Here is a 26,246-nt window from a genome sequence, read left to right on the forward strand (position 1 = left end):
AAGGGCACGCCCGTGGCCGGAGCGAGAAAATCGGGCTAGACCGTTGCGAGCGGCGCCCGCGCGGGCTATCGGGGCGGATCAACGGGATAAGTCACGTGACCGACAAGCCGAAAGCCTCAAATGGCCTGACCTATGCGCAAGCGGGCGTCGATATCGATGCCGGCAATCGCCTGGTCGACATGATCAAGCCGCTGGTGCGCGCCACCGCGCGGCCGGGCGCCGATGCCGAGATCGGCGGCTTCGGCGGATTGTTCGACCTGAAGGCCGCGGGTTTCAAGGATCCGGTGCTGGTCGCCGCCAATGACGGCGTCGGCACCAAGATCAAGATCGCGATCGAGGCCGACCGGCACGACACGATCGGCATCGATCTGGTCGCCATGTGCGTCAACGACCTCGTTGTCCAGGGCGCCGAGCCGCTGTTCTTCCTCGACTATTTCGCCACCGGCAAGCTGTCGCCGGAAGCGGCCGCCCAGGTGGTCAAGGGCATCGCGCTCGGCTGCAAGCAGGCCGGCTGCGCGCTGATCGGCGGCGAGACCGCCGAAATGCCCGGGCTCTACGCCGATGGCGACTATGATCTGGCCGGCTTTTCGGTCGGCGCCGCCGAACGCGGCACGCTGCTGCCGCGCCCCGATGTCGCCAGCGGCGACGTGGTGCTGGGCCTCGCCTCGTCCGGCGTCCATTCCAACGGCTATTCGCTGGTGCGCAAGATCGCCGAGCTCTCGGGATTGCGCTGGGACGCGCCGGCGCCCTTCGGCCCCGAGATGACGCTCGGCGAAGCCTTGCTGGAACCGACCCGCATCTACGTGAGGAGCGTGCTGTCGGCCCATCGCTCGACCGGGGCGATCAAGGCGCTGGCCCATATTACCGGCGGCGGCTTCGTCGACAATATTCCGCGCGTGCTGCCTGATGGGCTCGGCGTCGCGGTCGACCTGTCGGCCGTGCCGGTGCCGCCGGTATTCGGCTGGCTCGCCAAGGTCGGCGGCCTGGACCAGGCCGAAATGGTGCGCACCTTCAATTGCGGGATCGGCATGGTCGTGGTGACGGCGCCGGCCGACGCCGAACGGCTGATCGCGGCCTTCGAGGCCGTGGGCGAGACGGTGGTGACGCTCGGCCAGGTGGTCGCCGCGACCGAGGAGCCGCTGGTGACCTTTACCGGAGCCTTGACGCTGTGAGCCGCAAGCGCGTCGCGATCCTGATCTCCGGACGCGGTTCCAACATGGCCGCGCTGATCGCCGCGGCCAAGGCCGCGGACTATCCGGCCGAGATTGTTCTCGTGCTGTCGAACGTCCCCGGGGCCGGTGGCCTGGCGCTGGCCGAAGCCGAAGGCATCGCGACGGTGACAATCGACCGCAAGCTCTACGGCCGCGACCGCGAGGCCTTCGAGCAGGCCATGCAGGCGGAGTTCGAAGCCCACGCGATCGAGATCGTCTGCCTCGCCGGCTTCATGCGTATCCTCAGCCCCTGGCTGGTCGGCCAGTGGCAGGACCGCATGATCAATATCCATCCCTCTATTTTGCCGGCGTACAAAGGTCTCGACACACACGAACGAGCGCTCGCGGATGGTGCCACCAGGCACGGTGCGACGGTGCATTTCGTGGTGCCGGAAATGGATGCCGGACCGATCATCCTGCAGGGCGAAGTGCCGATCCTGCCCGGCGACACCGCGGAAACACTGGGAAAACGAGTGCTCGAAGTCGAGCACCGGATCTACCCTGAAGCGCTGCGGATGATCGCGACCGAGTACAGCTTGAGCTGAGTCGCTATGGTATTTAGCCGGATCATTGTCTGGTCTGCGATGGGCCCGACGGCAGCCGGAAAAGGCACTGCGTCATCCCCGGCCGGCGAAGCGCGGGAAGGGGATCGAGGGGCCGACAGACCGTGCGTCCCGCGCATCAAATTGCCTGGCAGGAGATCTTGTCGAGGTGGTTTCGCGGCGTCGCGGACGCCGCCCTGCAACCCCTGGATCCCCTTCCCTCGCCTCCGCAGAAGCAAGGGCTTCTGCTCTGGCTCGCCGGGGATGACGTAGAGCGTCATCGACGGCCGTTCAGCCCGTCCGCATGCCGGCAAGACGCCCCTGCCTCAATCACTCCACGGGCCTGATCCAGGCCTTGTTGTCGTGGAAGGCAGCGCCACCGAAGGGGGCGACCGCGTCGGCGCCGGTCAGCATGTTGATGCCCCTGCCCTTTTCATGCGCGGAATTGGGCCAGAGGCCTTCGGCGATCAAGGTGCCGGGGCGGGTCTGGTCGGTGACCTTGGCATGCAGGATGACCTGGCCGCGCTCATTGCCGAGCTCGACCTTGGCGCCCGGCGCGATGGCCAGCCGCTCGGCATCGGCCGGGTTGATCATCACTTCCGGACGGCCCTCGCGCTTTCTGGACGACGGCGTCTCGGCGAAACTCGAATTGAGATAGCTGCGCGACGGCGAGGTCGCGAGCTTGAACGGATGGGCCGCGTCCGGCTCCTCCGTCACGTCCCAATGGTCGGGCAGCGACGGCATCTTATCCCAGGGCCCGAGCGTGCCGATATTGGCATTGGGCACGTTCGGCCAGTCCGGCTTGAACTTGAACTTGCCGTCGCGATAGGCGAATCCCCCGAGATAGTGGGCCTCCTCGAATTTCGGCTGGACGTCGCGGAAATTGGTGGTCTCCAGCTCGGCCAGCGTACCCCAGCCGGAATTCTGCAGGGTCCAGTCGATGATCTCGCGCGGGCTCATGGTGAAGCCCTGATGCTCGGCGCCCAGCCGCTGCGCCAAAGCCGAGATCACCTCGTGGTTCGACCGGCATTCGCCGGGAGCCTCGACCAGTTTCAGGCCGAGCATGATGTGCTGGTGGCCGCCGCCGGCATAGAGGTCGTCATGTTCCATGAACATGGTAGCCGGCAGCACGATATCAGCCATCTTGGCCGTATCGGTCATGAACTGCTCGTGCACCACGGTGAACAGATCGTCGCGGGCGAAGCCTTGGAACACCTTGGCCTGGTCGGGCGCCACATTGACCGGATTGGTGTTCTGGATCAGCAAGGCGGTGACCGGCGGCCCGTCGCTGCCGTCGGGGCGCTTCAACGCCTCGCGCTCACCGGTCAGGATCGCGCCGATGCGCGACTGGTCGAGGATGCGGATCTTGGGATCGCGCGCGTCGAGCCCTTCGATCAGCGATTTGCGCCAGTGATAGATCGCGCCATTGTTGTGGAAGGCGCCGCCGCCCTCATATTGCCAGGCGCCGGTGACCGCCGCGATGCAGGCGGCGGCGTGCATGTTGACCGCGCCGTTGCGCTGGCGGCCGAAGCCGTAGCCGAGCCGGAAGAAGGTCTTCCTGTTCTCGCCGACCAGCTTGGCGAAGGTCTCGATCTCGTCGACGGTGAGACCGGTGATGCCGGCGGCCCAGGCCGGGCCGCGGGTCGAGAGATGGGCTTCGAGCTCGGCCGGCACGTCGGTGTAACGGGCGAGATAGTCCCGGTCGGCATAACCGTCGCGAAACAGCACATGCATGACGGCGCAGGCGAGCGCGCCGTCGGTGCCGGGCTTGAGCACCAGGCTCAGATCGGCCTGTTTCATCGTGTCGGTCTTGTAGACGTCGATCACCACCACCTTGGCGCCGCGCTCCTTGCGGGCCTTCATCGCATGGGTCATCACATTGACCTGGGTCGACACCGCATTGGTGCCCCAGATCACCACGACGTCGGCAAGCGCCATTTCGCGCGGATCGACGCCGGCGAGCTTGCCGGTGCCGGCAATGAAGCCGGACCAGGCCATGTTGGTGCAGATGGTGGCGAAGAAGCCGGAATATTTCTTCACATGGCGCAGGCGGTTGATGCCGTCGCGCATGACGAAGCCCATGGTGCCGGCATAATAATAGGGCCAGACCGTCTCGGAGCCATGGCGCGCTTCGGCCTCGCGCAGTTTCGCGGCCGCGATGTCGAGCGCCTCGTCCCACGAAATTCGCTGAAACTCGCCCGACCCCTTGGGTCCCTTGCGGATCAGCGGATACAGCAGGCGGTCGGGATGGTAGGTGCGCTCGGCGTAGCGCGCGACCTTGGCGCAGACCACGCCTGCGGTGTAGCTCTGCCTGGCATCGCCATGGACGCGGCCGATCCGCCCCTCGATCACCTCGATGTCGAGCGAACAGGCCGACGGGCAATCATGCGGGCAGGTCGACTGGCGGCGTTCGATGCGCAGCGGGGCATTCATCGGGGGCTCCGGGATGGGGGCACCTGACCGTGGACCGGCCTTGGGATCGGCGTCGAGCCTAAGCCATATCGCGCCAACGAAAAAGGCGGGCCGGAGCCCGCCTTGACGCATATTGTTCTATGGATCGATCAACCGGGCTGATCGACGGCGATCAACCGGGCTGATCGAAGGCGATCAACCGGAGATGATCTCGTTCTCGGAGAAGAACTGGGCGATCTCGAGCTTGGCGTTGTCGGCCGAGTCCGAACCGTGCACCGAGTTCTCGCCCACCGACAGGGCGAACTGCTTGCGGATCGTGCCGTCGGCGGCCTGGGCGGGATTGGTGGCGCCCATCACTTCGCGGTACTTGGCAATGGCGTTCTCGCCTTCCAGGACCTGCACGACGACCGGCGCCGACACCATGAAATCGACGAGCTCACCGAAGAACGGCCGCTCCTTGTGGACCGCATAGAAGCGGCGTGCTTCGCCGAGCGACATCTGAATGCGCTTCTGGGCGACGATCTTCAGGCCGGCGGCCTCGATGAGGGCATTGATCGCGCCGGTGAGGTTACGCTGGGTGGCGTCCGGCTTGAGGATGGAGAAGGTGCGCTCGATGGCCATCGACTGTTCCTTGGGAGAGGGATTGGGAGGAAGGTGGCGCGCTTCTAGCAGCGCCTTAACCCGCCCGCAACGCCCAGGGCGTCACGGTGGCGGCGGGATGAACCGGACATGAAGCGACGGATCAGAAGGCGTTCAGCGCAACCGCGCTAGCTTCTTCTCATGACGGCTGATCGAGGCCGCCACGTTACCGATCGAAAAATGGCCGGTCGAACCCGTCAGTTGAATTTACGTCCTGGAGAACCCCTATGCGCAAGCTCGCCCTCACCGCCATCGCAGGCTTCGCCGCCCTGATGGCAGTGGCGCTGACGCCATCCAAGGCCGACGCCCAGATGTCCATCGGCATCGGCGTCGCCAGCTCGAGCCCCTATATGCCGGTGCAATATTACGGCGGTGGCGGCGGCTGGGATCGCCCGCGCCGCGACTGGGACCGTCCCCGTCCCTATTATCGTCCGGGCTACGGCGGTTACGCCCCGCGCCGCTGCTGGGTCGAGCGGCGCTGGGTCGAGACGCCCTGGGGTGCCCGCCCGCGTGACGTTCGCATCTGCCGCTAAGGCATCCGAGTAGTCGCGCGGGTCATGACGCCCCACCTGGTCCGCGCGAAGTTGGCCCGTCGCCCCGTTGATCCGGAGCGGCGGGCCTTCTTGTCTTCAGGCTCCCGCCAGGATCGATGGGCCGGTCGAGACCGGCCCGGATCCCGCCGGTGTCAGGCTTCCAGTGTCTTCGACTTGAACAGCGCCCCGGCGACCGCGCCGGCAATCGTCGGGACGATCAGGAACATCCAAACCTGGGCCAGCGCCGTGCCGCCGACGAACAAAGCCGGTCCGAACGAGCGCGACGGGTTGAGCGAATTGCCCGAGACCGGCACGAAGGCCAGATGCAGGATGGCCAGCGTCAGGCCGATGGCGAGCCCGGCGACCGGCGTCGTGCCGGCCTTCGAAGTCGCGCCCAGGATGACCACGACGAACAGGAAGGTCGCGACGAATTCGGCGACGATCGCCGAGGTTGCCGAATAGCCCGACCAGCCGGTCTGGCCGAGGCCGGCGGTCGCGACGTCATAGCCGCCGACCTTGCCGGCCAGCATGACGTAGAGAATGGCCGCGCCGGCGATCGCGCCGAGAAACTGCGCGATGATATAGCCCGGGACTTCCGAGGTCGGCATGCGGCCGGCGACCCAGGCGCCCACCGTCACGGCCGGATTGATGTGGCAGCCCGAGATCGGTCCGATCCCGTAGGCCATCGCGGTGACCGCCAGGCCGAAAGCAAGGCCGATGGGCAGGATGGCGAGCGAGGCCAGAGGCTGACCGCTGCCCAAGGCGCCACCCAGGCCGCCCAAGGTGATCGCCCCGCAGCCAATAATCACCAAAGCCGCCGATCCGATGAATTCGGCGAGATACTTCTTCATTGAACCGTTCATGACAGCCCTCTCCATTGCCCGACTCGTTTTTGATGGTCCGGCGGACAGAGCTTAACACCAGTCAGAGGCGGGAAACCGTCGAATTGCGCATAACTCACCCCGCTTATCACCTGGGAAGCAGGGCCGTCGGCGCAATCGGCGTGGTTTCCCGGCCGAGTTCACGGCCATCGAGCAGAAAACGCAGCGCGATCGAATTGGCCGCCTGGGTGATTCCAGGGAAATTATAGCTGTAGCTGCGCTCGACCCGCCCGGCCGTGGCGCCGCATTGGGCGGCCGGGTCACGGACCACCGTGACCTCGACGGCGAGCGTCCGGGCGGTGACGCCATTGGCCTTGGCCCGCACCAGCCGGGTGCACTGGTCCGGAAGGTCGGCCTTGATGGCGAGCTGGACGACGCCGGACTGCCAATGGGCCTGAGCGCTGGTCGCCCGCACGGTCTGGGCAATGGCATGGGACGTCGTGAGCAAGGTTGCGAGGGTGACGGCAACGGCAGAGAAAGCACGCATGGCCAGGGTTCCGTACTTGATGGGCATGGAAGAGCGGATGGGCCGAAGCAGCCGGCTGCTGCCCGGCACTTCGGCGCGGATGTCGAGAGACTGGATATTGTCGGTGGGGATGGTCGACGCCTGCCGGCAAACGCATGGGCGCTGCGACCGCGTCGCGTTCAGCGCCTGCACCGGCATCCGGCCGAATTGGTCTCATCGGGAAGCCTGTCCCTGTTGAGTCCGCTGCTCAAAGGTTAGCATGCCACCGCGCAGACGTCTTGCATGGAACCACGTCCTCCGTCACAAGCACCGCCATGCTTCAGATCAACGACCTTACCGTGCGCGTGGCCGGACGCGTTCTCCTCGACAAGGCATCGGTCGCCTTGCCGCCGAACGCCCGCGTCGGCTTTCTCGGCCGCAACGGCACGGGCAAGACCACCTTGTTCAAGGTGATCACCGGCGACTATCCGGCCGACGAGGGTTCGATCAAGCTGCCCTCGCGGGCGCGCATCGGCGGCGTCGCGCAGGAAGCGCCTGGCGGCCCCCAGTCGCTGATCGATTTCGTGCTGGAGGCGGACAAGGAGCGTTCGAGCCTGCTGGCCGAGGCCGAGACCGCCAGCGATCCGCACCGGATCGCCGAGATCCAGATGCGGCTGGTCGATATCGATGCCCATTCGGCACCGGCCCGCGCGGCGGTGATCCTTGCCGGCCTCGGCTTCGATGCCGCGGCGCAGATCCGCCCCTGTTCGGACTTTTCCGGTGGCTGGCGCATGCGCGTGGCGCTCGCCGCCGTGCTCTTCGCCGAACCCGACCTGCTGCTGCTCGACGAACCGACCAACTATCTCGATCTCGAAGGCACGCTCTGGCTGCAGGAATACCTGGCGACCTATCCGCACAGCGTGCTGCTGATCAGCCACGACCGCGATCTCCTGGATGCCTCGGTCGAGCACATCCTGCATCTCGACCAGGGCAAGCTGACGCTCTGGCGCGGGTCCTATTCGACCTTTGCCCGGTCGCGGGCCATCGAGAACTCGGTGCGTGAAAAGGCGATCCGCAAGCAGGAGGACCGGCGTGCCGACCTGCAGGCCTTCGTCGACCGGTTCCGCGCCAAGGCGAGCAAGGCACGCCAGGCCCAGTCGCGCCTGAAAATGCTGGAGAAGATGGAGACGGTGACGGCGATCGTCGAAACCGATGTCGCTCCGTTCACGATTCCGCCGCCAGAGCGCAAGGCGTCGCCGCCGATCATTTATCTGGAGGGCGCTTCCGTCGGTTATGCCGAGAACAAGCCGATTCTCAGGAAGCTCGACCTGCGCATCGACGACGACGACCGCATCGGCCTGCTCGGCTCCAACGGCAACGGCAAATCGACCTTCCTGAAGCTCATTTCGGACCGGTTGAAAGCCATGTCCGGCCGCGTGACGCGGGCCGACAAGATGAAGATCGCCTATTTCGCCCAGCACCAGCTGGACGAATTGCGGCCCGAGGAGAATGTCTACCAGCACCTCAGGCGACTGATGCCGAATGACGGCGAGGCCAAGGTTCGGGCCGCCTCGGCGCGCGCCGGCTTCTCGGGAGAGCGCTCCAATACCAAGGTCTCGGCGTTGTCGGGCGGCGAAAAGGCGCGGCTGCTGTTCGCCCTCGCGGTGTTCGACGGCCCGCACCTGCTGATCCTCGACGAACCGACCAACCATCTCGACATCGACAGCCGTGCCGCCCTGGTCGAGGCGCTGAACGGCTATCCCGGCGCCGTGATGATCGTCTCGCATGACCGCTACCTGCTGGAGGCGACCGTCGACCGGCTCTGGCTGGTCAGCGACGGCACGGTCCAGCCGTTCGACGGCGATCTCGACGACTATCGCCGCATCGTGCTGAGCGGCGGCTCGGCGCAATCGGTCAAACCCGGCAAGGGAACCGGCAAATCGGCGGAAAAGGCCTCGGCCGAGGCGGTCGATCAGGCCGCCGCGAGGTCGGCACCGACGGCGCCGCCGGTCGAGGCGAAGCCGCTCGGCAAGCTCGAGGCCAAGGCGATCGCCAAGAAGGTCGCCGAGATCGAGGCGTCGATGAAACGCCTGCGCGACGATATCGCGAAGATCGACCGGATCCTGGCCCAGCCGGGCTTCTTCAAGGCGCAGCCGAACAATGCCGCGGAGGCGTCGCGGCTGCGCACGCAGCGCGCGGCGCAACTGGCGGAGGCCGAGGAAGCTTGGCTCGAGGCGAGCGAGGACCTCGAAGCGGCACGCTGAAACACGGTCGAGCGCCCGTCCGGGCCGCCAAGGACGGCAAGTCTTTGGGAGGGAGTGGCCGGCCGCTTCATCGGCCGATCGCGCCCTAAGGCCTGCCGAGCGTCTTGCGCCACTTGGCCCGCAATTGCGTCGGCCGTTCCGGGTGGCGTTCGTCGAGGAAGCTCGCGCGCTGCACCCGGTCGGTGCGGAAGCTCCTGAAATCCTCGCGCATTTCGCACCAGGCGACGACGTGCTTGACCGTGTCGAAATAGCCGATGGCGACCGGCCAGATCTTGCGCTCGCTGACCCGGCCCTGCTCGTCGCTGTAGCTGATCAGGAGCTTGCGGCCGGCGTGGATCGCGGCGCGCACCTGCGCCATGTCGATGGCGTCGGGCGTCGGGTCCCAGACCGGTGGCGTCCGGACCGCCGGCTCCAGCGCATAGGAGCGCAGCCGCTCCGGCACGATCGCGGCGATCTTGGCGATCAGGTCATGCGCGGCGCGCGCCAGTTCCGGGTCGCCGCGATGGCTCACCCATTGCGCGCCGAGCACGGCCGCCTCGATCTCCAGCGACGTCAGCATCAGGGGCGGCAGGTCGAAACCGCCCTCCAGCACATAACCGATCCCGGCCTCGCCGCGGATCGGCACGCGCTGGCCCATCAAGGTCGCGATGTCGCGATAGACCGTGCGCTTGGAGGTCTCGAGTTCGGCGGCGATCGCGTCCGCGGTCATGGGTTTGCGCGAGCGGCGCAGGATCTGGATGATCTGGAAAAGCCGGTCGGCGGGTCTCATGTCGGATGTCCCAGAATGCCGATGCCGTCACCATGATGGCGACAGCTTGGCAGCAGGACAAGAGGACCGGGACTGAGCAGCGAGAGATGGGGCATTCGGTCGAAGCCGGGTGTGGGATGAGATTGCGGGCTATCGGCTCCCGCGCGGGTTCTGCAGCCGGCGGTGTCACGTGTCGCCCCCAAAGGCATTCTCGTCTTGGCCGGGCTCGTCCCGGCCATCCACGAATTCGATCCAGTCGGTAATCGACATGGCACCAATCGCATGCGGCAGCGGCGGCGGGTCGGATCGAGAGCCCGCGGCCTCAAGGCCACAAGAGGTCGTGGATGCCCGGGACGAGCCCCGGGCAAGACGATGGGTCGGCCTCACGGTGTATCGGCCACGGCAAAGGTCTTGTGACCGATGGTGCCGTGCGCCTCGCCCGACCTGCGATCCCCACGGGCCGCCTGCGGGCCGCTAGCGAAACCGCCGGTACCAGGCAACGACGAGGCCGGCCGCCAGCACCAGGCCGGTGCTGGCGGTGGCGATCATCACGGGCGGATAGCCGAACCGCGCGATCGAGACGCTGGCCGGCAGGGCGATGAGATAGATCGCCGCGAAGAATGTCGCGTTGAACAGAGCAAGCGGCGTCGCCCGCGCCTCCGGCGGCGTGCCGTCGCAGATCCAGGCGGACAGCACGGGAAAACCGATCGAATGGCCCATGCCGAAGACCAGCCCGGCGGCGATCGCCATTGGCGCGCTATGGGCAAGCGCGGCCAGCGTCAGCCCCAGCGCCAGCACCACGGCGCCGCCGGCGACCACCAGGCGCCGGTCGATGGTTTCGAGGGGTCCGAGCAGGCCGAGCCGGACAATGAAGATCGACAGCGTGAAACTGGTGAAGAAGGCGCCGATCGACAGGCCGCGCTCGAGCATGACCGGCGCCATGAAGGCACTGACGAAACCGAACATCGAGCCGAACACGCAGGCCGCGATCATCGGCAAGGTGACGCGGCCCGAGGCGACCAGCGCGCGCATGCCGCCGACCTCCGGCTCCGCCTTCTCGACCGGACGCAAGGTCCACAGCAGCGGCAGCGCGAGCAGGCCGGGGACCGATCCGGCCAGGAAGAATGCCCGCGGCCCAAAGGTATGGAACAGATATTCCGCGACCACCGGCCCGAAGGCATAAGGCAGCGGCGCCATGGCGGAGAGCAGGCCGAACAGCTGAATGAACCGGTCCTGGGTCAGCCGGGTCGTGCCATAGGTCATGACCGGGGCGTGGAACAGCGCGAAGCCGGCTCCCTGCACGACGCGCGAGGCAAAGGAGCCGGCGAAGGAATCGTGGGTGAAATAGAGGCTGAGCAGGCCGAAGGTGGTCAGGACGGCGCCGAGCCGGACCGTCGGCAAGAGCCCGAAGCGGTTGGCCGCGGCGCCCGAGAACAGGCTCGCCAGCACCAGCGGGACACCGTAGACGCCGAGCAACATGCCGATATCGGCGTGGCTGAAGCCCGCCTCCTGCCAGACCACGGCGAGGATCACCGCCTGCTGGTTGGTCATCGCGGTCAGAAACACGATCGCCGCCAGGCGGATGAATTCCGGACGCGCCGTCTGGTCGATGAAGCCCGGCCGGATCAGCTGCGACTGGCCGGTCACGCCTTTTTCTCCCAGCGGCCAATGTCGTTCTGTTGCCAATAGGTGCAGGCATGGCCGCCGGATCTGGCCTCGCGCCATTGCTGGCGCGCGAGATCGACGGCGTCGGGGTCGTTGCCATCGAACATCAGCACCAGGCGCTCATAACTGCCGGCGTCCGCCGGCAATGGCGCGCCATCGACCAGGAAGCGCACGCTGGCGCCGTTGGTGCGATCGGGCTTGGTGGTGATGAGGATGGGCTGGAGCGCCGCATCGGCCTCGCGGTCGGTGCCGTGGGCGAGGAAACTCTCGTCCGAATAGGTCCAGAGCAGGCTGTCCAGGGCATCGACGCGTTCGGGCGAAGCCGCCTCCACCACGACCTTCCAGCCGCGCTCGACCGATTTCTCGAGCAAGGTCGGCAAGACCCTGTCGAGCGGCTGGTTCTGCAGGTGGTAGAAGAAGACGTCGGTCACGTGGGTTCAGGCTCCGGACGCCGTCCATGACGAAGAGACATCCCGAACCATAACCTGTCCAGCGACGGCCGTGACCCACCGCCGCGACATGGCCCCGCGCCAGAATTGCGGCGCCGCACCAAATCGTGGCGGGGGCCTTCGAGATCGCGCGCCGGAGCCACCATTCTTTACCTCTCGCCGGCAGGCAGAGGTCGGCGCGCAGCGCCGGAAGAGGGGGAACTGGAGCGACAGAACCAGGCTCCATGCGTTTCGCATGGTGACTTCTCGTCTGGCGCCTCGCTCCCTCTGCCGACCGGTCGCTACGCTCGCGGTCGACCTCTCCCGCTGGGGAGAGGTAAGGAATGGTGGTTCCAGCTCCAGTCTCGAAGGGCGACAAGCTGTCGCTCAATGCATTGAAACGGCGACGCTTTTCGAGCTGCCTGCGCGCCCTGCCCGGCCGGCGCCGAGCCCTCGGTCAGCTCTCGTAGCTGTCCTTGACCATGCGGTCGAGCAGCCTGACACCCCAGCCGCCGCCCCAGGACCGGTTGAGGTCGGTCTTGGGCGAATTCATCGCGGTGCCGGCGACGTCGAGATGGACCCAGGGCGTGGTGTCGACGAAGCGCTGCAGGAACTGCGCGGCGGTGATCGCGCCGGCGAAACGGCCGCCGGCATTCTTCATGTCGGCGAACTGGCTGTCCATGATCTTGTCGTATTCGGGCGCCAGCGGCATGCGCCAGACCTTCTCGCCGGTGATCAGGCCGGCTTCGCCCAGCGCCTTGGCCAGGTCGTCATTGTTGGAGAACAGCCCGGCATGTTCCTGGCCGAGCGCCACCATGATGGCGCCGGTGAGCGTCGCCAGGTTGATCATGAATTTCGGCTTGAACCGGTCCTTGGCGTACCAGAGCACATCGGCCAGCACGAGCCGGCCTTCGGCGTCGGTGTTGATGATCTCGATCGTCTGGCCCGACATCGAGGTGAGAATGTCACCCGGGCGATAGGCATTGCCGTCGGGCATGTTCTCGACCACGCCGATCAGGCCGACCACATTGACCTTGGCCTTGCGTGCCGCGAGCGCATGCATCAGGCCGACGACGGCGGCAGCCCCCCCCATGTCGCCCTTCATGTCCTGCATGCCTTCGCCCGGCTTCAGCGAGATGCCGCCGGTGTCGAAGCAGACACCCTTGCCGATGAAGGCGAGCGGCGCTTCGCCGTCCTTGCCGCCGTCCCAGCGCATGACCACCAGCTGGCTGTCCTTGACCGAGCCCTGGCCGACCGCCAGCAGCGCACCCATGCCGAGCTTCTTCATCTCCTTCTCGCCGAGCACCTCGACTTCGACGCCGAGATCGCCGAGGGCCGCGGCGCGGCGGGCGAATTCGGCCGGCGTCAGGACGTTGGGCGGCTCGTTGACCAGGTCGCGCGCGACATCGACGCCGTCGGCGACGGCCTCGCGCGCCCGGAAGGCCTTACGCGCGGCTTTTTCATCCTCGACCAGCAAGGTGAGGTGGCGTTTGCGCGCCGCCTCGTCGCCGTCCTTCTTCTTGGTCTTGTAGCGGTCGAAGGCGTAGAAGCGCAGCCGGATGCCGAGCGCCAGATCGGCGGCTTGTTCGGCGCTGAGCGCGCCCTGCCCGGTTTCCAGCAGCAGCGTCGCCTCGGCCGCGGCGTCCGGCAGCTTGGCGACGATCGCGCCGCCGAGCTTGACCACGTCCAGCTCCTTCCAGTCCGAGGGCTTGCCGCAGCCGGCGACCAGCAGCCTGGTCAGCGGCAGCTTGTCGGGCGCGACGATGTCGATGAACGAGCCGGTCTTGCCCTTGAAGCCGTCGGCGGCCGCGGCACGGGCCAGAATGTCGCCGGCGGGTTTGACCAGCGCTGCCGTCAGGGCGCCGGGCACGAGGTCGGCGCCGAGCAGGACGACGGCCAGGCCGGAGACCGGGCTGGACAGGGAGGCGAAGGTAATCTTGAGGGTGTCGGGCATGAACCACAGCTTGGGTCGGGGGGGAATCAGGCGCAAGCGCGTCATTTCGACACTATCGCGCGGATGTGGCCGGGGGGAGACGCTGCGGCGGGAATCGGATCTGCGACCTTGCCGCCGCCACGATCGCCTTTTACCCCTCAATCGTGAGAACATGTGGCCGCTCGCGGCGGCCGCAAGCATGGGCCGGAAATGGAATCGCTCGAACGCTATATTTTCCGGCAGGCTGCGGTCGCCTTCGTGGGCGGCCTGTTCATTCTGACCCTGGTGGTGTGGATCACCCAGGTGCTGCGCCAGCTCGACCTCGTCACCAATAGCGGCCAGACGATCGCCCTGTTCTTCCTGATGACCAGCCTCGGCATTCCCGTGCTGGTGACCTTGATCGCACCGATCTCCCTGTTCATGGCGATCGTCCAGACCCTGAACAAGCTGAACGGCGATTCGGAACTGATCGTCATGGCGGCGGCCGGGGTTTCGCCGGTCAGGCTGATGCGGCCCTTCGTGACCTTGACCGTGCTGGTCTCGCTGATGGTCGGGGCGCTGGCGCTCTACATCACGCCTGCCTCGATCCGGCATTTCCGCCTGCTTCTGACACAGGTCCAGGCGAACCTCCTGACCGCCATCGTCCGGCCCGGCCAGTTCACCCAGGCCGATCGCGGACTGACCTTTCACATTCGCGACCGGGCTCCGGGTGGCGTATTGCTGGGCATCGTCGTCGCCGACAGCCGCGACCCGGCCTTGCAGATGACCTATGTGGCCGAGCGCGGGGTCATCAGCGAGCAGCCGCAGGGCACCTTCTTCGTCCTGGAGAACGGCAACCTGCAGCGCCGCGAGGTGAAGGACGGCTCGACCTCGATCGTCGTCTTCGATCGTTATGCCTTCGACCTGTCGCAGCTGACCCAGGCCGCGGAAACCATTTATAGACCTTCGGAACGCTATACCTACGAACTCATGAAGCCGGATCCTGCCGATCCCATGCTGGAGCGTTGGCAGGGCCGGTTTAGACAAGAGCTGCACGACCGTTTCAGCGCGCCGCTCTACCCACTGGCCTTGATGTGTATTGCGTTCGCCATGCTGGGACATGCACGTACCACGCGGCAAAGCCGCGGCACGGCGATCGCCGTCGCGATCGTCGCCATGGCCGTCGTCCGCGGCGCCGGCTTCGCCGTCTCCGGCATGGCGGCCACCCGGCCCTGGGCCGTGCCGCTGGTCTACGCGGTGCCGCTCGCCGGCATCGTCGTGTTCGGCGCAATGGCGCTGGGCTGGTTCAAGCCACGCGTACCGATAGCCTTCAGCCGCGCCTTCGGCGACATCTCCGATCGCATCGCCCAGCGGGTCGCCGAGCGCTTCCCGCAAGGGGACCGCGCATGATCGGGCGGACCTTCGCGACCTATATGACGCGGAAATTCACCGGCGCGGTGACCGGGGCCTTTTTCGGCACCTTCGGCCTGGTGCTGATCGTCGACTTCGTCGAGCAGCTGCGGCGGGTCGAGGATTCCAGGCGCGCGCCGACGCAGCTGGTCGCCCTGCTGGCGGTCTATCGGGTGCCCGCCTTCATCGAGGTGGTGCTGCCCTTCGCCGTGCTGGTCGGTGCCATGCTGTGTTTCCTCGGCCTGTCGCGCAAGCTCGAGCTCGTGGTGGCAAGGGCGGCCGGCCTGTCGGCCTGGCAGTTCCTGGCGCCGGCGCTGGCGGTCGCGGCCCTGATCGGGGTTGCCGCCGCCACGATCTATAATCCGATCGCCTCGGAGTTCCGCGAGCGCGGCATGCAGCTCGAGGCGCAATTGTTCGGGCGCAGCTACGGCGCGGATTCGCGCAACGATTTCTGGCTGCGCCAGGCGACCGATGGCGGCCAGGTGGTGATGAACGCGGCGTCCGCGACCGAACGCGGCCGTCGCCTCGCCGGCGTCAGCGCCCTGGTCTACGGCACCGACAACAGCTTCCTCAAACGGATCGACGCCGAGGCGGCGGAGCTCAATGACGGCTACTGGACCCTGCACAAGGCGCGGGTGACGCCGGTCAGCGGCGAGCCGGAAAACCACCCGACCTATCGCCTGCCGACGAAGCTCACTCCCGAGCAGGTGCGGCAGAGCTTCGTCATGCCCGAACAGGTGTCGTTCTGGGAGCTTCCACAGTTCATCGACCTCGCCCGCAAATCGGGCCTGCCGAGCGCCCGATTCGAGTTGCAGTACCAGCTTTTGCTGGCCAGACCCCTGCTTCTGGTGGCCATGGTGCTGGTGGCTGCCGCAGCGTCTTTGCGGTTCGCGCGATTAGGTGGGCTCGGTCGAACGATTCTAGGTGGCGTGGTCGCCGGATTTTTGCTTTACGTGGGCTCCGAACTCGCGGGGAACCTGGGGCGCTCCAATCTGGTGCCTCCCTTGCTCGCCGCGTGGTCGCCTGCATTCATCGGTGCGTTAATGGGTTTCATGGTGCTTTTGAAGCAGGAGGATGGCTGATGCGTTCCGCACCTAGCCGTCTTCCCGCCTTTCCGACCCGAATCGCCCGATCCGCCATTTATGTGTCGGTGAGCGTGGTTGCGCTTTTCGTCGCATGGGGTGGGTATGCGCCTCTGCGCGCCCAGACCAGCGAGCCGGTCGACACGTCGCGGTTGTTCATCGCCGACCCGACACGCGTCGATTCGTCGCAGCAATATCGTTCGCCGATCGCCACGCCGAGCGCGGCGCCCACCGGCGTGGCGATTCCCTCGCCCGCGCCGACCTTCACCCGGACGTCGCGCAACGCGCCGATGCAGGTGAACGCCAACCAGCTCGTCTATGACGAGCGCACGTCCCGGGTGACCGCCCGCGGCCGGGTGCAGATCTATTACGATGGCCGGACGATCGAAGCCGACCAGGTCACCTATGACCGGCAGACCAACCGCGTGCGCGCCACCGGCAGCGTCCGGATCACCGAGCCGTCGGGCATCATCGCCCATGCGCAGGACATGGAGTTCGACCAGGACTTCCGCAGCGGCTTCGTCCGTTCGCTGAACCTGGAGACGCCCGACCGGCGCTATATCGGAGCGAACAACGTCACCCGCGAGAACGGCGACGTGACCACCTTCGATCAGGCGACCTATACCGCCTGCGACGCCTGCCGCGACGATCAGACCCGGCCGCCGACATGGATGATCAAGTCGAAGCGGATCATCCATAAGGAATCCGAGCGGACGATCTATTTCGAGGACAGCCGCGTCGAGATCTTCGGCGCGCCGATCGCCTATGTTCCCTACATGTCGTCGCCCGACCCGTCGGTGCGCAAGGCGTCGGGCATTCTCATGCCCAATATCACCGGCTCGAACCAGACCGGCATCGGCGTCGAAATTCCGTATTTCTGGAACATTCAGCCGAATTACGACCTGCTGATCGCGCCGCGCTATTACCAGCGCCAGGGCTTCATGCCGGTCGCCGAATGGCGCCATGGCTTCGAGAGCGGAGCCTATAGCATCCGCGCCGCCGGCATCTGGCAGCGCGACCCCTCGGTGTTCCTCTACAGCGACGGTACGTCCGAGGTCGGCAACCGCGACTTCCGCGGCGTCCTCTCGACATCGGGCAGTTTCCGCATCACGGAGCGCTGGTCCTTCGGCTGGGATTTGAATCTCATGTCCGACACGGCCTTCCTGCGCGACTATTCGCTCATGTTGCCGGGCCAGACCGAGGCCAATTCCCGGCTCTATCTGCGCGGCCAGGGCACGCGAAGCTGGTTCGACCTGTCGGCCACCCGCTATGTCGGCATCACCGCGACCGATGTCGACAACAAGATCCTGCCGGTCACCCATCCGGTGCTCGACTATTTCCGGGTGCTCGACCAGTCGGTCCTGGGCGGCGAGCTGTCCTGGCGCACCAATATCACCAGCCTGACCCGCGAGGCTGCTGATGTCGCGGTGCGCAACCCGCTGACGCCGATCACCTGCTACTCGACCCTGCCGAAGACCGGCGCGAACACCATCAATCCGTCGAACTGCCTGGTCAACGGCATCGACGGCAATTACAGCCGCGCCTCGATCGAGGTGGCCTGGCGCCGGCGCGTCATCGACGCCTATGGCCAGGTCTGGGAGCCCTTCGTCTCGGTGCGCGGCGACGTCGCCGCCTATCAGCTGCGCGACAGCGGCAAGGTGCTCGGCTCGTTCGCCAACCTGGTCGCCGACGACGGCCGGACCCAGACGCGGTTCATGCCGACGGCCGGCATGACCTATCGCTATCCGTTCATCGCGGTGACCCAGTACGGCACCACCACCGTGGAGCCGATCGCCCAGGTGATCGTGCGGCCGAACGAAACCTCGATCGGCCGGCTGCCGAACGAGGACGCGCAGAGCCTGGTGTTCGACGACACCAACCTGTTCTCGACCAACAAATTCTCCGGCTGGGACCGGGTCGAGGGCGGAGGCCGGTTCAATTACGGCCTGAACATCACCCACCGCTTCATCAACGGCTCGTTCATGAACGTCATGTTCGGCCAGTCGGTGAGCATGTTCGGCGTCAACTCCTTCGCCTATGGCGATCCGAGCCTTACGCCCGCGAACTATGACGTTGCGAGCACAGGCGCCAATTCGGGTCTCGACAAGCCGCGCTCGGACTATGTCGGCCGGTTCACCTATCAGTTGAACCGCGACTTCCGGTTCAGCGCCCGTGGCCGCTTCGACGAGCATTCGCTCGCCGTGCAGCGCGGCGAGCTGGAGGCGACGGGGCGTTTCGGCGCCTTGGCCCTGACCGGCACCTATGCCTATCTGGCGGCGCAGCCCGTGCTCGGTTACCAGGTGCCGCGCAGCGGCATCGGCGCGGCCGCCTCCTATACGGTGGCCGAGAACTGGACGCTTTATGCGGCCGGTCGCTTCGCCTTCCAGCGGCAGAACCTGCTGGCCTCCTATCTCACCCCGACGGTGCCGATCGCCGAGACCAACAAGATCGAAGGGGTGACGCTGGGCGTCAACTATCTCGACGAATGCTTCCAGTTCGGCTTCTTCTATTCGCGTGACTTCGCCGCCGCGGTCGTGACCACGGGCACGACCACGGAGACGCGCGACGTCCACCGCTTCATGTTCCGCTTCAATATCCGCACGGTCGGTGACTTCACGCTGTCGCAGAACGTCTCGAACTGGTTCAACCCACCGACGCAATGATCGGCCGTTTGCCCTGATTGCGCCACCGTGTTGCGCGACAGGGGGCGGTTCCATTGTCGTTACGTTCAAGGAAGATCCGCCCATGGACCTGATGCGTCCATTGCTCAGCTTCGCACTTGTCGCCGGCCTCGCCGCCGGCGCCGCCATGGCCGTTGCACCCGCCGCCGCCCAGGAAGGCCGGGTTCTCGCCACCGTGGGCGGCGTGCCGATCACCAGCTTCGACATTCCGCAGCGCCAGCGGCTGCTGCAGCTGCGCGAGCACCGCTCGGTGTCCCATCAGCAGGCGCTCGAGGACCTGATCAACGATCGCATCAAGTTCGCCGAAGCCCGGCGCTTCCGGGTCGAGGCCTCGGATGCGCAGGTCAATGCGGCCTATGCCCAGGTGGCCCAGCGCTCCGGCATCGATCCGCGTGGCTTCGACCAGGTGCTGCGCGCGCAGGGCATCGAACCGCGCGTCTACAAGGGCAAGCTCAGGGCGGACCTGTCCTGGTCGAACATCGTCGGCGCCCGTTTCGGCAGGACGATCTTCGTGACCGACACGCAGCTCGCCGACGCCATCGCCAGGCGCCGGAGCAGCGCCGAAAAGCCGATGGAATATAATTTCCGCTCGATCGTGCTGCTGGCGCCGGCCAATGCGCCGCCGGCGGTGCTGCAGCGTCGGCTGGCCGAGGCCAACGCCTTGCGCGGCAGGTTCAACAGCTGTGCCACCGACCTCGACCAGGTCAATCGTATCCCCGATGCGGCGGTGCGCGATCAGGTCCGCCGGACCAGCACCGATATCAGCCCCGAATTCCGTCGGGTTCTCGACCAGACGCCGGCCGGCAAGCTGACCCCGCCGAGCCGCTCGCAGCAGGGCTTCGAGATGATCGCGGTCTGCTCGAAGAGCGAGATGCGCGCGGATGATACGACCGCCCGCAACCAGGTGCGCGAGGAAATGACCACGACCGAGATGCAGCGCATCGCTCGCGATTACCTGGCACGGCTCCGCCGCGTCGCCGTGATCGAATACAGGAATGGCGGCCAGTAGATCCGGCCGTCCCGTCCGTCGGTCTGCCGATCGGCGGGCGGACCGGTTCCCACTTTCACACTGAATGCGCCGAGGTACCGGTTCCGCCATGCTGCCGCTTGCTGTGACCATGGGCGAACCGGCAGGGATCGGGCCGGACGTCGCCCTGATGGCTTGGCGCGACCGGGCCGAGCATCGGCTGCCGCCCTTCTACGTCATCGGTGATCCCGACCTGATGGAGGCACGCGCCGCCCGACTGGGCATCGGCGTTCCCGTGGTGCCGGTGTTGCCGGAAGAGACGGTCGAGACCTTCAGTTTCGGGCTGCCGGTGGTGGCGATCGAGGGCTCGGCGGCCGACCGGCCGGGGCAGCCGTCGCCGGAAACCGCCGGCCTCGTCATCGAGGCGATCCGGGCCGGCGTCGACCATATCCGCTCGCACCGGGCGCGCGCCATCATCACCAATCCGATCGCCAAATCCGTGCTGGCCGCCGCCGGTTTCGACCATCCCGGCCATACCGAGTTCCTCGGCGAACTGGCCCGGCCGTTCCGGGTCGGCCCGGTCAGGCCGGTCATGCTGATCTGGAGCGAACAGCTCGCCGTCGTGCCGGTGACCATCCATATTCCACTCTCCGAAGTGGCCGGCCGGCTGACCCGCAATCTGATCGTCGAGACCGGCGCGGTGGTGGCCCATGACCTGAGGACGCGCTTCGGCATCGCCGAGCCGCGGCTGGCGGTCTGCGGGCTCAATCCGCATGCCGGCGAGAGCGGCCTGCTCGGCAGCGAGGACAACGAGATCGTCGCGCCCGCGGTCGCCGAGCTCAACCGCATCGGCATCGCCGCGACCGGGCCGCATCCGGCCGATACGCTGTTTCATGCCGAGGCCCGCAAGAGCTATGACGTCGTGCTCGGCATGTATCACGACCAGGTGTTGGTGCCGGTGAAGACGCTGGCCTTCGACGAAGGCGTCAACGTGACGCTCGGCCTGCCCTTCCTGCGCACCTCGCCCGACCACGGCACCGCTTTTTCGCTGGCCGGAACCGGCCGGGCCCGGCCGTCCAGCCTGATCCATTCCATCGCCCTGGCGGGCCGGTTGACCTCCGCGCCCGACTTTCAGACGTCGATGCCATGAGTGCCGTGCCATGAGTGCCATCGACGACCTGCCGCCGCTGCGCGAGGTCATTGCCCGGCACGGCCTGATGCCCAAGAAGGCGCTGGGCCAGAACTTCCTGTTCGACCTCAACCTGACGAGCCGGATCGCGCGCGCCTCCGGGCCGCTCGAGGGCGTCACCGTGGTCGAGGTCGGTCCCGGCCCCGGCGGCCTGACGCGGGCCCTGCTCGCCAATGGCGCGGCCAGGGTGGTTGCCGTGGAGCGCGACCGGCGCTGCCTGCCGGCCCTGGCCGAGATCGAGGCGCGCTATCCCGGCCGGCTCCTGGTGATCGAGGGCGACGCCCTGGAGGTCGACCTCAAGCCGCATCTCGGCGAAGGGCCGGCGCGCATCGTCGCCAACCTGCCCTACAATGTCGCGACGCCGCTGCTCACCGGCTGGCTGACCAGCGATCCCTGGCCGCCCTGGTTCCAGTCGCTGACGCTGATGTTTCAGAAGGAGGTCGCCCAGCGCATCGTCGCGGCGCCCGGCTCGGACGCCTATGGCCGGCTCGGCGTGCTGGCCGGCTGGCGTTCGCAAGCCAGGATCGTTTTCGACGTCGGTGCCGGCGCCTTCGTGCCGCCGCCGAAGGTCACCTCGTCGGTGGTGCATCTGGTGCCGCGCGCCGCGCCGGTGGCGGCAGGCGTCCGGGCGCTCGAGCGGGTTACGGCGGCCGCCTTCGGCCAGCGGCGCAAGATGATCCGGCAGAGCCTGAAAAGTCTCGGGCGCGACCCGGCCGGATTGATCGCGGCGGCCGGCCTCGATCCGACCGCCCGGGCGGAGGAATTGCCGATCGAGGCCTTCTGCGCCCTCGCCCGCCTGTTCGAGGCCGGGACCTGACATCGGGGCGGCGCCGGGTCCTGACCGAGACCGACATTTGCCGAGCCTAGCGACCCGAGCCCCCCGAGAAGGCTTGGCGTTCCAGTTCGAGGCGATCATCCGCCCGCGCCATCGCGGGCACGAAGGCGCTATCCGATCCCGATATGTCGGGGATTGTTGACATGTCGGAATTTTCCGACATAATCGCGACATGCAAAACGAGCCCGTCTTTTCCGCCCTCGCCCATCCGGTCCGCCGTCAGGTGATCTCGCTACTTCTGGTTCGCGAACACACGGCGGGCGCGATCGCCGAGGAGTTCGATATCAGCCGGTCCGCCGTGTCCGAGCATCTCGGCATTCTTCGCCATGCCGACCTCGTGCGGGAAACCAAATCCGGCCGCGAGCGGATCTACGCGCTCAATGCCGAGCCGCTCACCGAGCTTCGTGACTGGCTGGCACCATTCGAGACCTACTGGAAAGCAAGGCTCGCCCTGCTGGCGCAACAACTCGAGGACGATCCGGAATGACTTTGGAAAGCGTGACGATAGACCAGCCGATCAATGCCTCTCCCGCCAGGGTCTGGGAGCGCATCGCGACGCCGGACGGCATCGCCCGGTGGTGGGCCCCGGGCGATATCGCTGCCATCCCGGGCCATGAATTCATCATGGACATGGGCAAATGGGGCAAGGTTCCATGTCGCGTACTGGAGGCCGTGCCGCACGAGAAACTCGTCTATACGTTCGACGATTTCGAGCTGCACTGGACCATCATCCCGGAGGAAAATGGCTGCGTTCTCCGGCTCGAGCATCGCGGCTTCGACCTGACGAACCCGAAGCACCGCTTCGCCTTCGACACGATGGGCCGGGGCTGGCGAACCCTCGTGCTGCCGCGCCTGGCCAGCGATCTCCAGGCGGCGGCCTGACGCGTCGGCCCCGGCATCCAAGCGGGGGCCGCCGCCGCTTCACGACTGGCCTTCAAGGACGAGGCGCAGCCCGCCGGAACGCGAAGACGACGCGTCCCGGCGGGACCGCACCCATCAGGTCAGCGCCTGAAACCGTGCCCTGCCCTCGTGCAGGAAGCAGGCTTTGGAGAAAAGCCCGATATCCATTTCGTCGTGCAGCCGGATGTCCTCCATGTCCGGCACCGGTTTGGCGTCCGGCCGGTAGGAACGGTCGATCTGAGTGATGAACGCGAGAATGATCCCGGTCCGGGACGCGAACTCCCGCAGCGCGGCGACTTGTTCCGATAGCGCGGGCGTGCTTCGGCGCTGATCGAGAATTTGCAGATAATCGATAACGGCAACTGTTCCGCGCGGAGCACCGGCGAGATGCCTCATGACATAATCCGCGCAAATCTCGTCGGACGTCACGATGTCCAGGGCATCGCCAAGCCCCGGGGTCGGACCTTCCAGTGACCGGATGCGCTCCTTCGTCTCCAGCTCGGTATATTCGAGCGTGAAGAACAGGCCGCGCCGGCCGTCACGGACGGCATCGAGCAGAAGCCGCAGCGCCAGCAAGGTCTTGCCTTGCCCTGGCCGTGCTCCGAGCAGCAACAGATCGCCGTCGGCCAGCCGCGAAAGCATTTCGCCGGCCGGCGCGTTCATCACAATTCGCGCGGCGAGCAGGCTCCATGCCGCGAAGCCTTCGTCCCGCGCGATGCGGTCCAAGGCCGTGTGCAGGGCGATTTTCTCATTTCGCGCCAAGAGTTTGGCGCGCCGTTTCAACTGGTGGACCGGGGCGGACAGCCGCATCGTAGAACCTCCGTTCCGAGCGGAAACGCAATCCCTCCTTATGCGGTGCTCGAACAGGTGGTTCGATGATCTCGATACCCCGTATGAACGATACTTCCCCAATTGGAGGGAGGAGGCGCGGGCCAAGCCTGTCCCCTGAAACATAACGCGAAGGCGATGTGCCCGACAAGCGAGCAAAGCGACCGGCAAGGCCGCCGTAGCGCCCCGCCCATTCGTGCCAGCAGTCATGGACGGGTCGTGCGCCGCCGCAGGTTTCAGGCGCCGCGCAACAGCACCGCCGAGACCCAGGGATGGGCGATGCAGCCGGCCAGATCGCGGTAAAGCACGCCTTCCCAGCCGAAGGCACTGGCGGCCTCTACGACCGCCGCCGAATCGTCGAAGAACAGTGGCGGCTCGGCTTGCGGACCGAGAATGTCAGAAACGCGCTCGAAGAACACCCTGTCGGGTTTCAATGCGCCAAACCGCGCGGCATGAAACATGTCGTCGAACAGGTTTTCGAAACCATGCCGGTTCCAGAGATGAAACGCGCGCATATGCTCCTGGTTGGTCGCGACATAGAGCCGGGCGAGCCCGGATCGGCGAAGCCCGCGAACGACATCCAGCAATTGCAGGTTCAGATGGCTGTCGCGATTGAGCCAGTAGCTCGCCACGACGAAAGGCGAGCCATGAAAGCCAAGCCGCGGAAGTGTTTCTTCCAGGGCCGCGAGCAAGGCCTTCCGGCCGGTCAGAACCTCATTTTCGAAGACCTGCTTGATGAAGATGGCGCTGAAGGCCGATGGATCGATCCCCAGATCGGCCAGGAGATGTTCGTCCCAGCGGCGGCGTCGTTCGACCTGGTCGGTGTAGCCGTGAACCAGAACGCCATCGACATCAAAAAGAACAGCTCTCACCGGCACACCCCTCGCTGTTCAAGTCGCAGAACCCAGGCCCATGTCGCGTCTGACATCCACGACGCACCATGTCGCGGACCTTGCCGGCAGGTCTTTACGAAGCGCCGCGCGGATCGGCGATCACGCCTGGGAGAGAGCCCCGAGATTGCCGGCGGCCAGGACCTTTTCGAGGTCGCGGTCGAGCTCGGCGATCAGCGCCTCGATCTTCGGCCGGCGGCTCTGCTTCAGCCGCTCGGCGGCGAGGATCGCGCGCAGGCTGGAGAAGGCCCGCTCCAGGTCGTCATTGACCAGGATGTAGTCGAAGTCGCGCCAATGGGCGATCTCGTCCCTGGCGGTGGTCAGGCGCCGCAGGATCGCCTTGTCCTCGTCGGTGGCGCGCCGCTTGAGCCGGGAGATCTGCTCGGCCACCGAAGGCGGCAGCAAGAAGACCGTCGCCATGTCCTCGCGCACCATCTCGGACAATTGCCGGACACCGGCGACGTCAATGTCGAACAGCACGTCCTTGCCCGCCGACAGCGCGTCCTCGACCGCCTTGCGCGGGGTGCCGTAGAAATTGCCGTGGACCTCGGCCCATTCCAGCAGTTCGCCGGCGTCGCGCATCTGGGCGAAGCGGCTCTTGTCGATGAAGTGATAGTGGACGTGGTCGATTTCGTCCTGGCGGCGCGGCCTCGTGGTCACCGATACCGAAAGCGCGATCTCGGTCTCGGTCTTGAGCAGTTCCCTGGTGAGGGTCGACTTGCCGGCGCCCGACGGCGAGGTCAGCACCAGCATCAGCCCGCGGCGGGCCGTGATCGGGTCCGTCATGGGCATTACTCCAGGTTCTGAACCTGCTCGCGGAACTGTTCGACCACGGCCTTCAGCTCCAGGCCGATGGCAGTGAGCGAGACGTCGTTGGCCTTCGAGCAGAGCGTATTGGTTTCGCGATTGAATTCCTGCGCCAGGAAATCGAGCTTGCGGCCGACCGGCCCGCCCGACGCCATCAGCTTGGCCACGGCGGCGACATGGGCGTCGAGCCGGTCGAGCTCCTCGCGGATGTCGGCCTTGCCGGCGAGCAGCAAGGCCTCCTGGTGCAGCCGGTCCGGGTCGAAGGCCTTACCGGTCTCCAGCACCGCGGCAATGGATTCGGCGAGCTTGAGCTTGATCGCTTCGGGTTTGCGCGCCGGGTTGGTTTCGGCTTGCCGCTTCAGTTCGGCGATCTCGGCCAGCCGATCGTTCAACACCACGCCGAGCGCCGCGCCTTCCGCCTTGCGCATGGCGACCAGCCCGGCCAGCGCCGTATCGAGGCCGCCAAGCACGGCCGCCTGCAACGCGGCGCGCTCCTCTTCGGTCTCCTCGGGCTCGACCACGTCGACCACCCCCTTGATGGCCAGAATGCCGTCAACGGAGGGCGCACGGGCATCGACTCGCTCGGTGATCAGCTTGACGGCGTCGAGCACCTGGGCAAGCACCAGTTCATTGACGCGCACTTCGCTGGCCATGCCCTCGCGCTTCACCGACAGAGAGGCGAAGAGGCTGCCGCGCGCCACCAGTGCCGCGATCTTCTGCCGGATGGCGGGCTCGGCGCCGTCGAAGCCCGGCGGCAGCCGCAGCTTGACGTCGAGCCCCTTGGAATTGACCGACTTGATCTCCCAGGCCCAGACCGCGGTGCCGGTCGCGCCCTCGGCGCGGGCAAAGCCCGTCATGCTCGATAGAGCCATGGAATCCCCTGCGCAGTTGCCTTGCTGCGTTGGCGGTTAAGTGGCGCCAGCGCGAAGGTCAAGGGCCGACAGGCCGACGGCCCGGCCTGATGTGCTCAACCGGGT

General features: G+C 66.6%; 24 protein-coding genes. 12 read left to right on the top strand and 12 right to left on the bottom strand.

Features of this window, described 5'->3' with window-relative positions:
- The first annotated feature begins 95 nt into the window (after nt 1-95).
- Both purM and purN read left to right on the top strand, forming a co-directional pair.
- Nucleotides 96-1,172: a phosphoribosylformylglycinamidine cyclo-ligase gene (gene purM, locus AC07WJ_RS18985; protein WP_494936175.1), complete on the top strand. Its 1,077-nt coding sequence runs from the start codon at nt 96-98 to the stop codon at nt 1,170-1,172.
- Nucleotides 1,169-1,756: a phosphoribosylglycinamide formyltransferase gene (gene purN / locus AC07WJ_RS18990; protein WP_494936176.1), complete on the top strand. Its 588-nt coding sequence runs from the start codon at nt 1,169-1,171 to the stop codon at nt 1,754-1,756. The genes purM and purN overlap by 4 nt, the downstream gene beginning before the upstream one ends.
- A 327-nt stretch (nt 1,757-2,083) precedes the next feature.
- Here purN and AC07WJ_RS18995 read toward each other — a convergent pair whose 3' ends face one another.
- Both AC07WJ_RS18995 and ndk read right to left on the bottom strand, forming a co-directional pair.
- Complete coding sequence (locus tag AC07WJ_RS18995) at nt 2,084-4,186, bottom strand: molybdopterin-containing oxidoreductase family protein (RefSeq protein WP_494936177.1); 2,103 nt, start codon at nt 4,184-4,186, stop codon at nt 2,084-2,086.
- Nucleotides 4,187-4,360: 174 nt separating this feature from the next.
- Nucleotides 4,361-4,786: a nucleoside-diphosphate kinase gene (gene ndk, locus AC07WJ_RS19000; RefSeq protein WP_494936178.1), complete on the bottom strand. Its 426-nt coding sequence runs from the start codon at nt 4,784-4,786 to the stop codon at nt 4,361-4,363.
- A 245-nt stretch (nt 4,787-5,031) separates the two neighbouring features.
- On the opposite strand from ndk, the gene AC07WJ_RS19005 reads away from it, so the two are divergent.
- Entirely contained in the window at nt 5,032-5,337 is a 306-nt protein-coding gene (locus AC07WJ_RS19005) for a GCG_CRPN prefix-to-repeats domain-containing protein (protein ID WP_494936179.1), read from the top strand.
- Nucleotides 5,338-5,489: 152 nt separating this feature from the next.
- Here AC07WJ_RS19005 and AC07WJ_RS19010 read toward each other — a convergent pair whose 3' ends face one another.
- Entirely contained in the window at nt 5,490-6,200 is a 711-nt protein-coding gene (locus AC07WJ_RS19010; RefSeq protein ID WP_494936180.1) for an aquaporin, read from the bottom strand.
- Between the two features lie 106 nt (nt 6,201-6,306).
- Nucleotides 6,307-6,705, bottom strand: a complete 399-nt coding sequence (locus AC07WJ_RS19015) for a hypothetical protein (protein WP_494936181.1) — start codon at nt 6,703-6,705, stop codon at nt 6,307-6,309.
- A 293-nt stretch (nt 6,706-6,998) separates the two neighbouring features.
- Between AC07WJ_RS19015 and AC07WJ_RS19020 the strand changes: the two genes are divergently transcribed.
- On the top strand, nt 6,999-8,927 hold the full coding sequence (locus AC07WJ_RS19020; RefSeq protein ID WP_494936259.1) for an ABC-F family ATP-binding cassette domain-containing protein: 1,929 nt from the start codon (nt 6,999-7,001) through the stop codon (nt 8,925-8,927).
- A gap of 85 nt (nt 8,928-9,012) precedes the next feature.
- On the opposite strand, the gene AC07WJ_RS19025 is transcribed toward AC07WJ_RS19020, so the two are convergent.
- The 4 genes from AC07WJ_RS19025 to AC07WJ_RS19040 all read right to left on the bottom strand — a co-directional run bounded on the left by AC07WJ_RS19025 (nt 9,013) and on the right by AC07WJ_RS19040 (nt 13,722).
- Nucleotides 9,013-9,696, bottom strand: coding sequence for a helix-turn-helix transcriptional regulator (locus AC07WJ_RS19025; RefSeq protein WP_494936182.1), 684 nt, complete (start codon nt 9,694-9,696; stop codon nt 9,013-9,015).
- A gap of 453 nt (nt 9,697-10,149) precedes the next feature.
- Nucleotides 10,150-11,322, bottom strand: coding sequence for an MFS transporter (locus AC07WJ_RS19030; RefSeq protein ID WP_494936183.1), 1,173 nt, complete (start codon nt 11,320-11,322; stop codon nt 10,150-10,152).
- Nucleotides 11,319-11,771 carry a DNA polymerase III subunit chi gene (locus tag AC07WJ_RS19035; RefSeq protein WP_494936184.1) on the bottom strand — a complete coding sequence of 151 codons (453 nt, stop codon included), beginning with the start codon at nt 11,769-11,771 and terminating at the stop codon, nt 11,319-11,321. Before AC07WJ_RS19035 ends, AC07WJ_RS19030 begins: the two co-directional genes overlap by 4 nt.
- Nucleotides 11,772-12,225: 454 nt before the next feature.
- On the bottom strand, nt 12,226-13,722 hold the full coding sequence (locus AC07WJ_RS19040) for a leucyl aminopeptidase (RefSeq protein WP_494936185.1): 1,497 nt from the start codon (nt 13,720-13,722) through the stop codon (nt 12,226-12,228).
- Nucleotides 13,723-13,911: 189 nt separating this feature from the next.
- On the opposite strand from AC07WJ_RS19040, the gene lptF reads away from it, so the two are divergent.
- The 8 genes from lptF (at nt 13,912) to AC07WJ_RS19080 (ending at nt 22,726) form a co-directional block, all read left to right on the top strand.
- A complete protein-coding gene (lptF, locus tag AC07WJ_RS19045) occupies nt 13,912-15,090 on the top strand; it encodes an LPS export ABC transporter permease LptF (RefSeq protein WP_494936186.1) in 1,179 nt (392 codons plus the stop codon).
- Nucleotides 15,087-16,172, top strand: coding sequence for an LPS export ABC transporter permease LptG (gene lptG, locus AC07WJ_RS19050; RefSeq protein WP_494936187.1), 1,086 nt, complete (start codon nt 15,087-15,089; stop codon nt 16,170-16,172). The genes lptF and lptG overlap by 4 nt, the downstream gene beginning before the upstream one ends.
- Entirely contained in the window at nt 16,172-18,835 is a 2,664-nt protein-coding gene (locus AC07WJ_RS19055; RefSeq protein ID WP_494936188.1) for an LPS-assembly protein LptD, read from the top strand. Before lptG ends, AC07WJ_RS19055 begins: the two co-directional genes overlap by 1 nt.
- 82 nt (nt 18,836-18,917) lie before the next feature.
- Nucleotides 18,918-19,862: a peptidylprolyl isomerase gene (locus tag AC07WJ_RS19060; RefSeq protein WP_494936189.1), complete on the top strand. Its 945-nt coding sequence runs from the start codon at nt 18,918-18,920 to the stop codon at nt 19,860-19,862.
- A gap of 88 nt (nt 19,863-19,950) precedes the next feature.
- The gene (gene pdxA / locus AC07WJ_RS19065) at nt 19,951-20,970 is read left to right on the top strand and encodes a 4-hydroxythreonine-4-phosphate dehydrogenase PdxA (protein ID WP_494936190.1); all 1,020 of its coding nucleotides are present in this window, start codon (nt 19,951-19,953) and stop codon (nt 20,968-20,970) included.
- Between the two features lie 10 nt (nt 20,971-20,980).
- Complete coding sequence (rsmA, locus tag AC07WJ_RS19070; RefSeq protein WP_494936191.1) at nt 20,981-21,826, top strand: 16S rRNA (adenine(1518)-N(6)/adenine(1519)-N(6))-dimethyltransferase RsmA; 846 nt, start codon at nt 20,981-20,983, stop codon at nt 21,824-21,826.
- Nucleotides 21,827-22,016: 190 nt separating this feature from the next.
- Nucleotides 22,017-22,331, top strand: a complete 315-nt coding sequence (locus AC07WJ_RS19075) for an ArsR/SmtB family transcription factor (protein WP_494936192.1) — start codon at nt 22,017-22,019, stop codon at nt 22,329-22,331.
- Nucleotides 22,328-22,726 (top strand): SRPBCC family protein, encoded by a 399-nt coding sequence (locus AC07WJ_RS19080; protein WP_494936193.1) that lies wholly within the window; start codon nt 22,328-22,330, stop codon nt 22,724-22,726. The genes AC07WJ_RS19075 and AC07WJ_RS19080 overlap by 4 nt, the downstream gene beginning before the upstream one ends.
- Nucleotides 22,727-22,840: 114 nt before the next feature.
- Here AC07WJ_RS19080 and AC07WJ_RS19085 read toward each other — a convergent pair whose 3' ends face one another.
- The 4 genes from AC07WJ_RS19085 to AC07WJ_RS19100 all read right to left on the bottom strand — a co-directional run bounded on the left by AC07WJ_RS19085 (nt 22,841) and on the right by AC07WJ_RS19100 (nt 26,141).
- A complete protein-coding gene (locus tag AC07WJ_RS19085) occupies nt 22,841-23,554 on the bottom strand; it encodes a DNA helicase (RefSeq protein ID WP_494936194.1) in 714 nt (237 codons plus the stop codon).
- 254 nt (nt 23,555-23,808) lie between these two features.
- Nucleotides 23,809-24,444, bottom strand: a complete 636-nt coding sequence (locus tag AC07WJ_RS19090; RefSeq protein WP_494936195.1) for an HAD-IA family hydrolase — start codon at nt 24,442-24,444, stop codon at nt 23,809-23,811.
- Nucleotides 24,445-24,564: 120 nt separating this feature from the next.
- Nucleotides 24,565-25,248 carry a guanylate kinase gene (gene gmk / locus AC07WJ_RS19095; RefSeq protein WP_494936196.1) on the bottom strand — a complete coding sequence of 228 codons (684 nt, stop codon included), beginning with the start codon at nt 25,246-25,248 and terminating at the stop codon, nt 24,565-24,567.
- 5 nt (nt 25,249-25,253) lie between these two features.
- Nucleotides 25,254-26,141: a YicC/YloC family endoribonuclease gene (locus tag AC07WJ_RS19100; protein WP_494936197.1), complete on the bottom strand. Its 888-nt coding sequence runs from the start codon at nt 26,139-26,141 to the stop codon at nt 25,254-25,256.
- Nucleotides 26,142-26,246 lie beyond the last annotated feature (105 nt).

This window comes from Phreatobacter sp. GW821-FHT04C01 (genome assembly GCF_059420385.1).

What these genes read in the sequence shown, in the direction of transcription:
- AC07WJ_RS19085 (WP_494936194.1), bottom strand. Translation starts at nt 23,554, where the DNA reads ATGCGGCTGTCCGCCCCGGTCCACCAGTTGAAACGGCGCGCCAAACTC.
- AC07WJ_RS19060 (WP_494936189.1), top strand. Translation starts at nt 18,918, where the DNA reads ATGGACCTGATGCGTCCATTGCTCAGCTTCGCACTTGTCGCCGGCCTC.
- AC07WJ_RS19010 (WP_494936180.1), bottom strand. Translation starts at nt 6,200, where the DNA reads ATGAACGGTTCAATGAAGAAGTATCTCGCCGAATTCATCGGATCGGCG.
- ndk (WP_494936178.1), bottom strand. Translation starts at nt 4,786, where the DNA reads ATGGCCATCGAGCGCACCTTCTCCATCCTCAAGCCGGACGCCACCCAG.
- AC07WJ_RS19005 (WP_494936179.1), top strand. Translation starts at nt 5,032, where the DNA reads ATGCGCAAGCTCGCCCTCACCGCCATCGCAGGCTTCGCCGCCCTGATG.
- AC07WJ_RS18995 (WP_494936177.1), bottom strand. Translation starts at nt 4,186, where the DNA reads ATGAATGCCCCGCTGCGCATCGAACGCCGCCAGTCGACCTGCCCGCAT.
- rsmA (WP_494936191.1), top strand. Translation starts at nt 20,981, where the DNA reads ATGAGTGCCATCGACGACCTGCCGCCGCTGCGCGAGGTCATTGCCCGG.
- AC07WJ_RS19080 (WP_494936193.1), top strand. Translation starts at nt 22,328, where the DNA reads ATGACTTTGGAAAGCGTGACGATAGACCAGCCGATCAATGCCTCTCCC.
- AC07WJ_RS19100 (WP_494936197.1), bottom strand. Translation starts at nt 26,141, where the DNA reads ATGGCTCTATCGAGCATGACGGGCTTTGCCCGCGCCGAGGGCGCGACC.
- AC07WJ_RS19020 (WP_494936259.1), top strand. Translation starts at nt 6,999, where the DNA reads ATGCTTCAGATCAACGACCTTACCGTGCGCGTGGCCGGACGCGTTCTC.
- pdxA (WP_494936190.1), top strand. Translation starts at nt 19,951, where the DNA reads ATGCTGCCGCTTGCTGTGACCATGGGCGAACCGGCAGGGATCGGGCCG.
- lptF (WP_494936186.1), top strand. Translation starts at nt 13,912, where the DNA reads ATGGAATCGCTCGAACGCTATATTTTCCGGCAGGCTGCGGTCGCCTTC.
- AC07WJ_RS19015 (WP_494936181.1), bottom strand. Translation starts at nt 6,705, where the DNA reads ATGCGTGCTTTCTCTGCCGTTGCCGTCACCCTCGCAACCTTGCTCACG.
- gmk (WP_494936196.1), bottom strand. Translation starts at nt 25,248, where the DNA reads ATGACGGACCCGATCACGGCCCGCCGCGGGCTGATGCTGGTGCTGACC.
- AC07WJ_RS19040 (WP_494936185.1), bottom strand. Translation starts at nt 13,722, where the DNA reads ATGCCCGACACCCTCAAGATTACCTTCGCCTCCCTGTCCAGCCCGGTC.
- AC07WJ_RS19075 (WP_494936192.1), top strand. Translation starts at nt 22,017, where the DNA reads ATGCAAAACGAGCCCGTCTTTTCCGCCCTCGCCCATCCGGTCCGCCGT.
- AC07WJ_RS19025 (WP_494936182.1), bottom strand. Translation starts at nt 9,696, where the DNA reads ATGAGACCCGCCGACCGGCTTTTCCAGATCATCCAGATCCTGCGCCGC.
- lptG (WP_494936187.1), top strand. Translation starts at nt 15,087, where the DNA reads ATGATCGGGCGGACCTTCGCGACCTATATGACGCGGAAATTCACCGGC.
- AC07WJ_RS19055 (WP_494936188.1), top strand. Translation starts at nt 16,172, where the DNA reads ATGCGTTCCGCACCTAGCCGTCTTCCCGCCTTTCCGACCCGAATCGCC.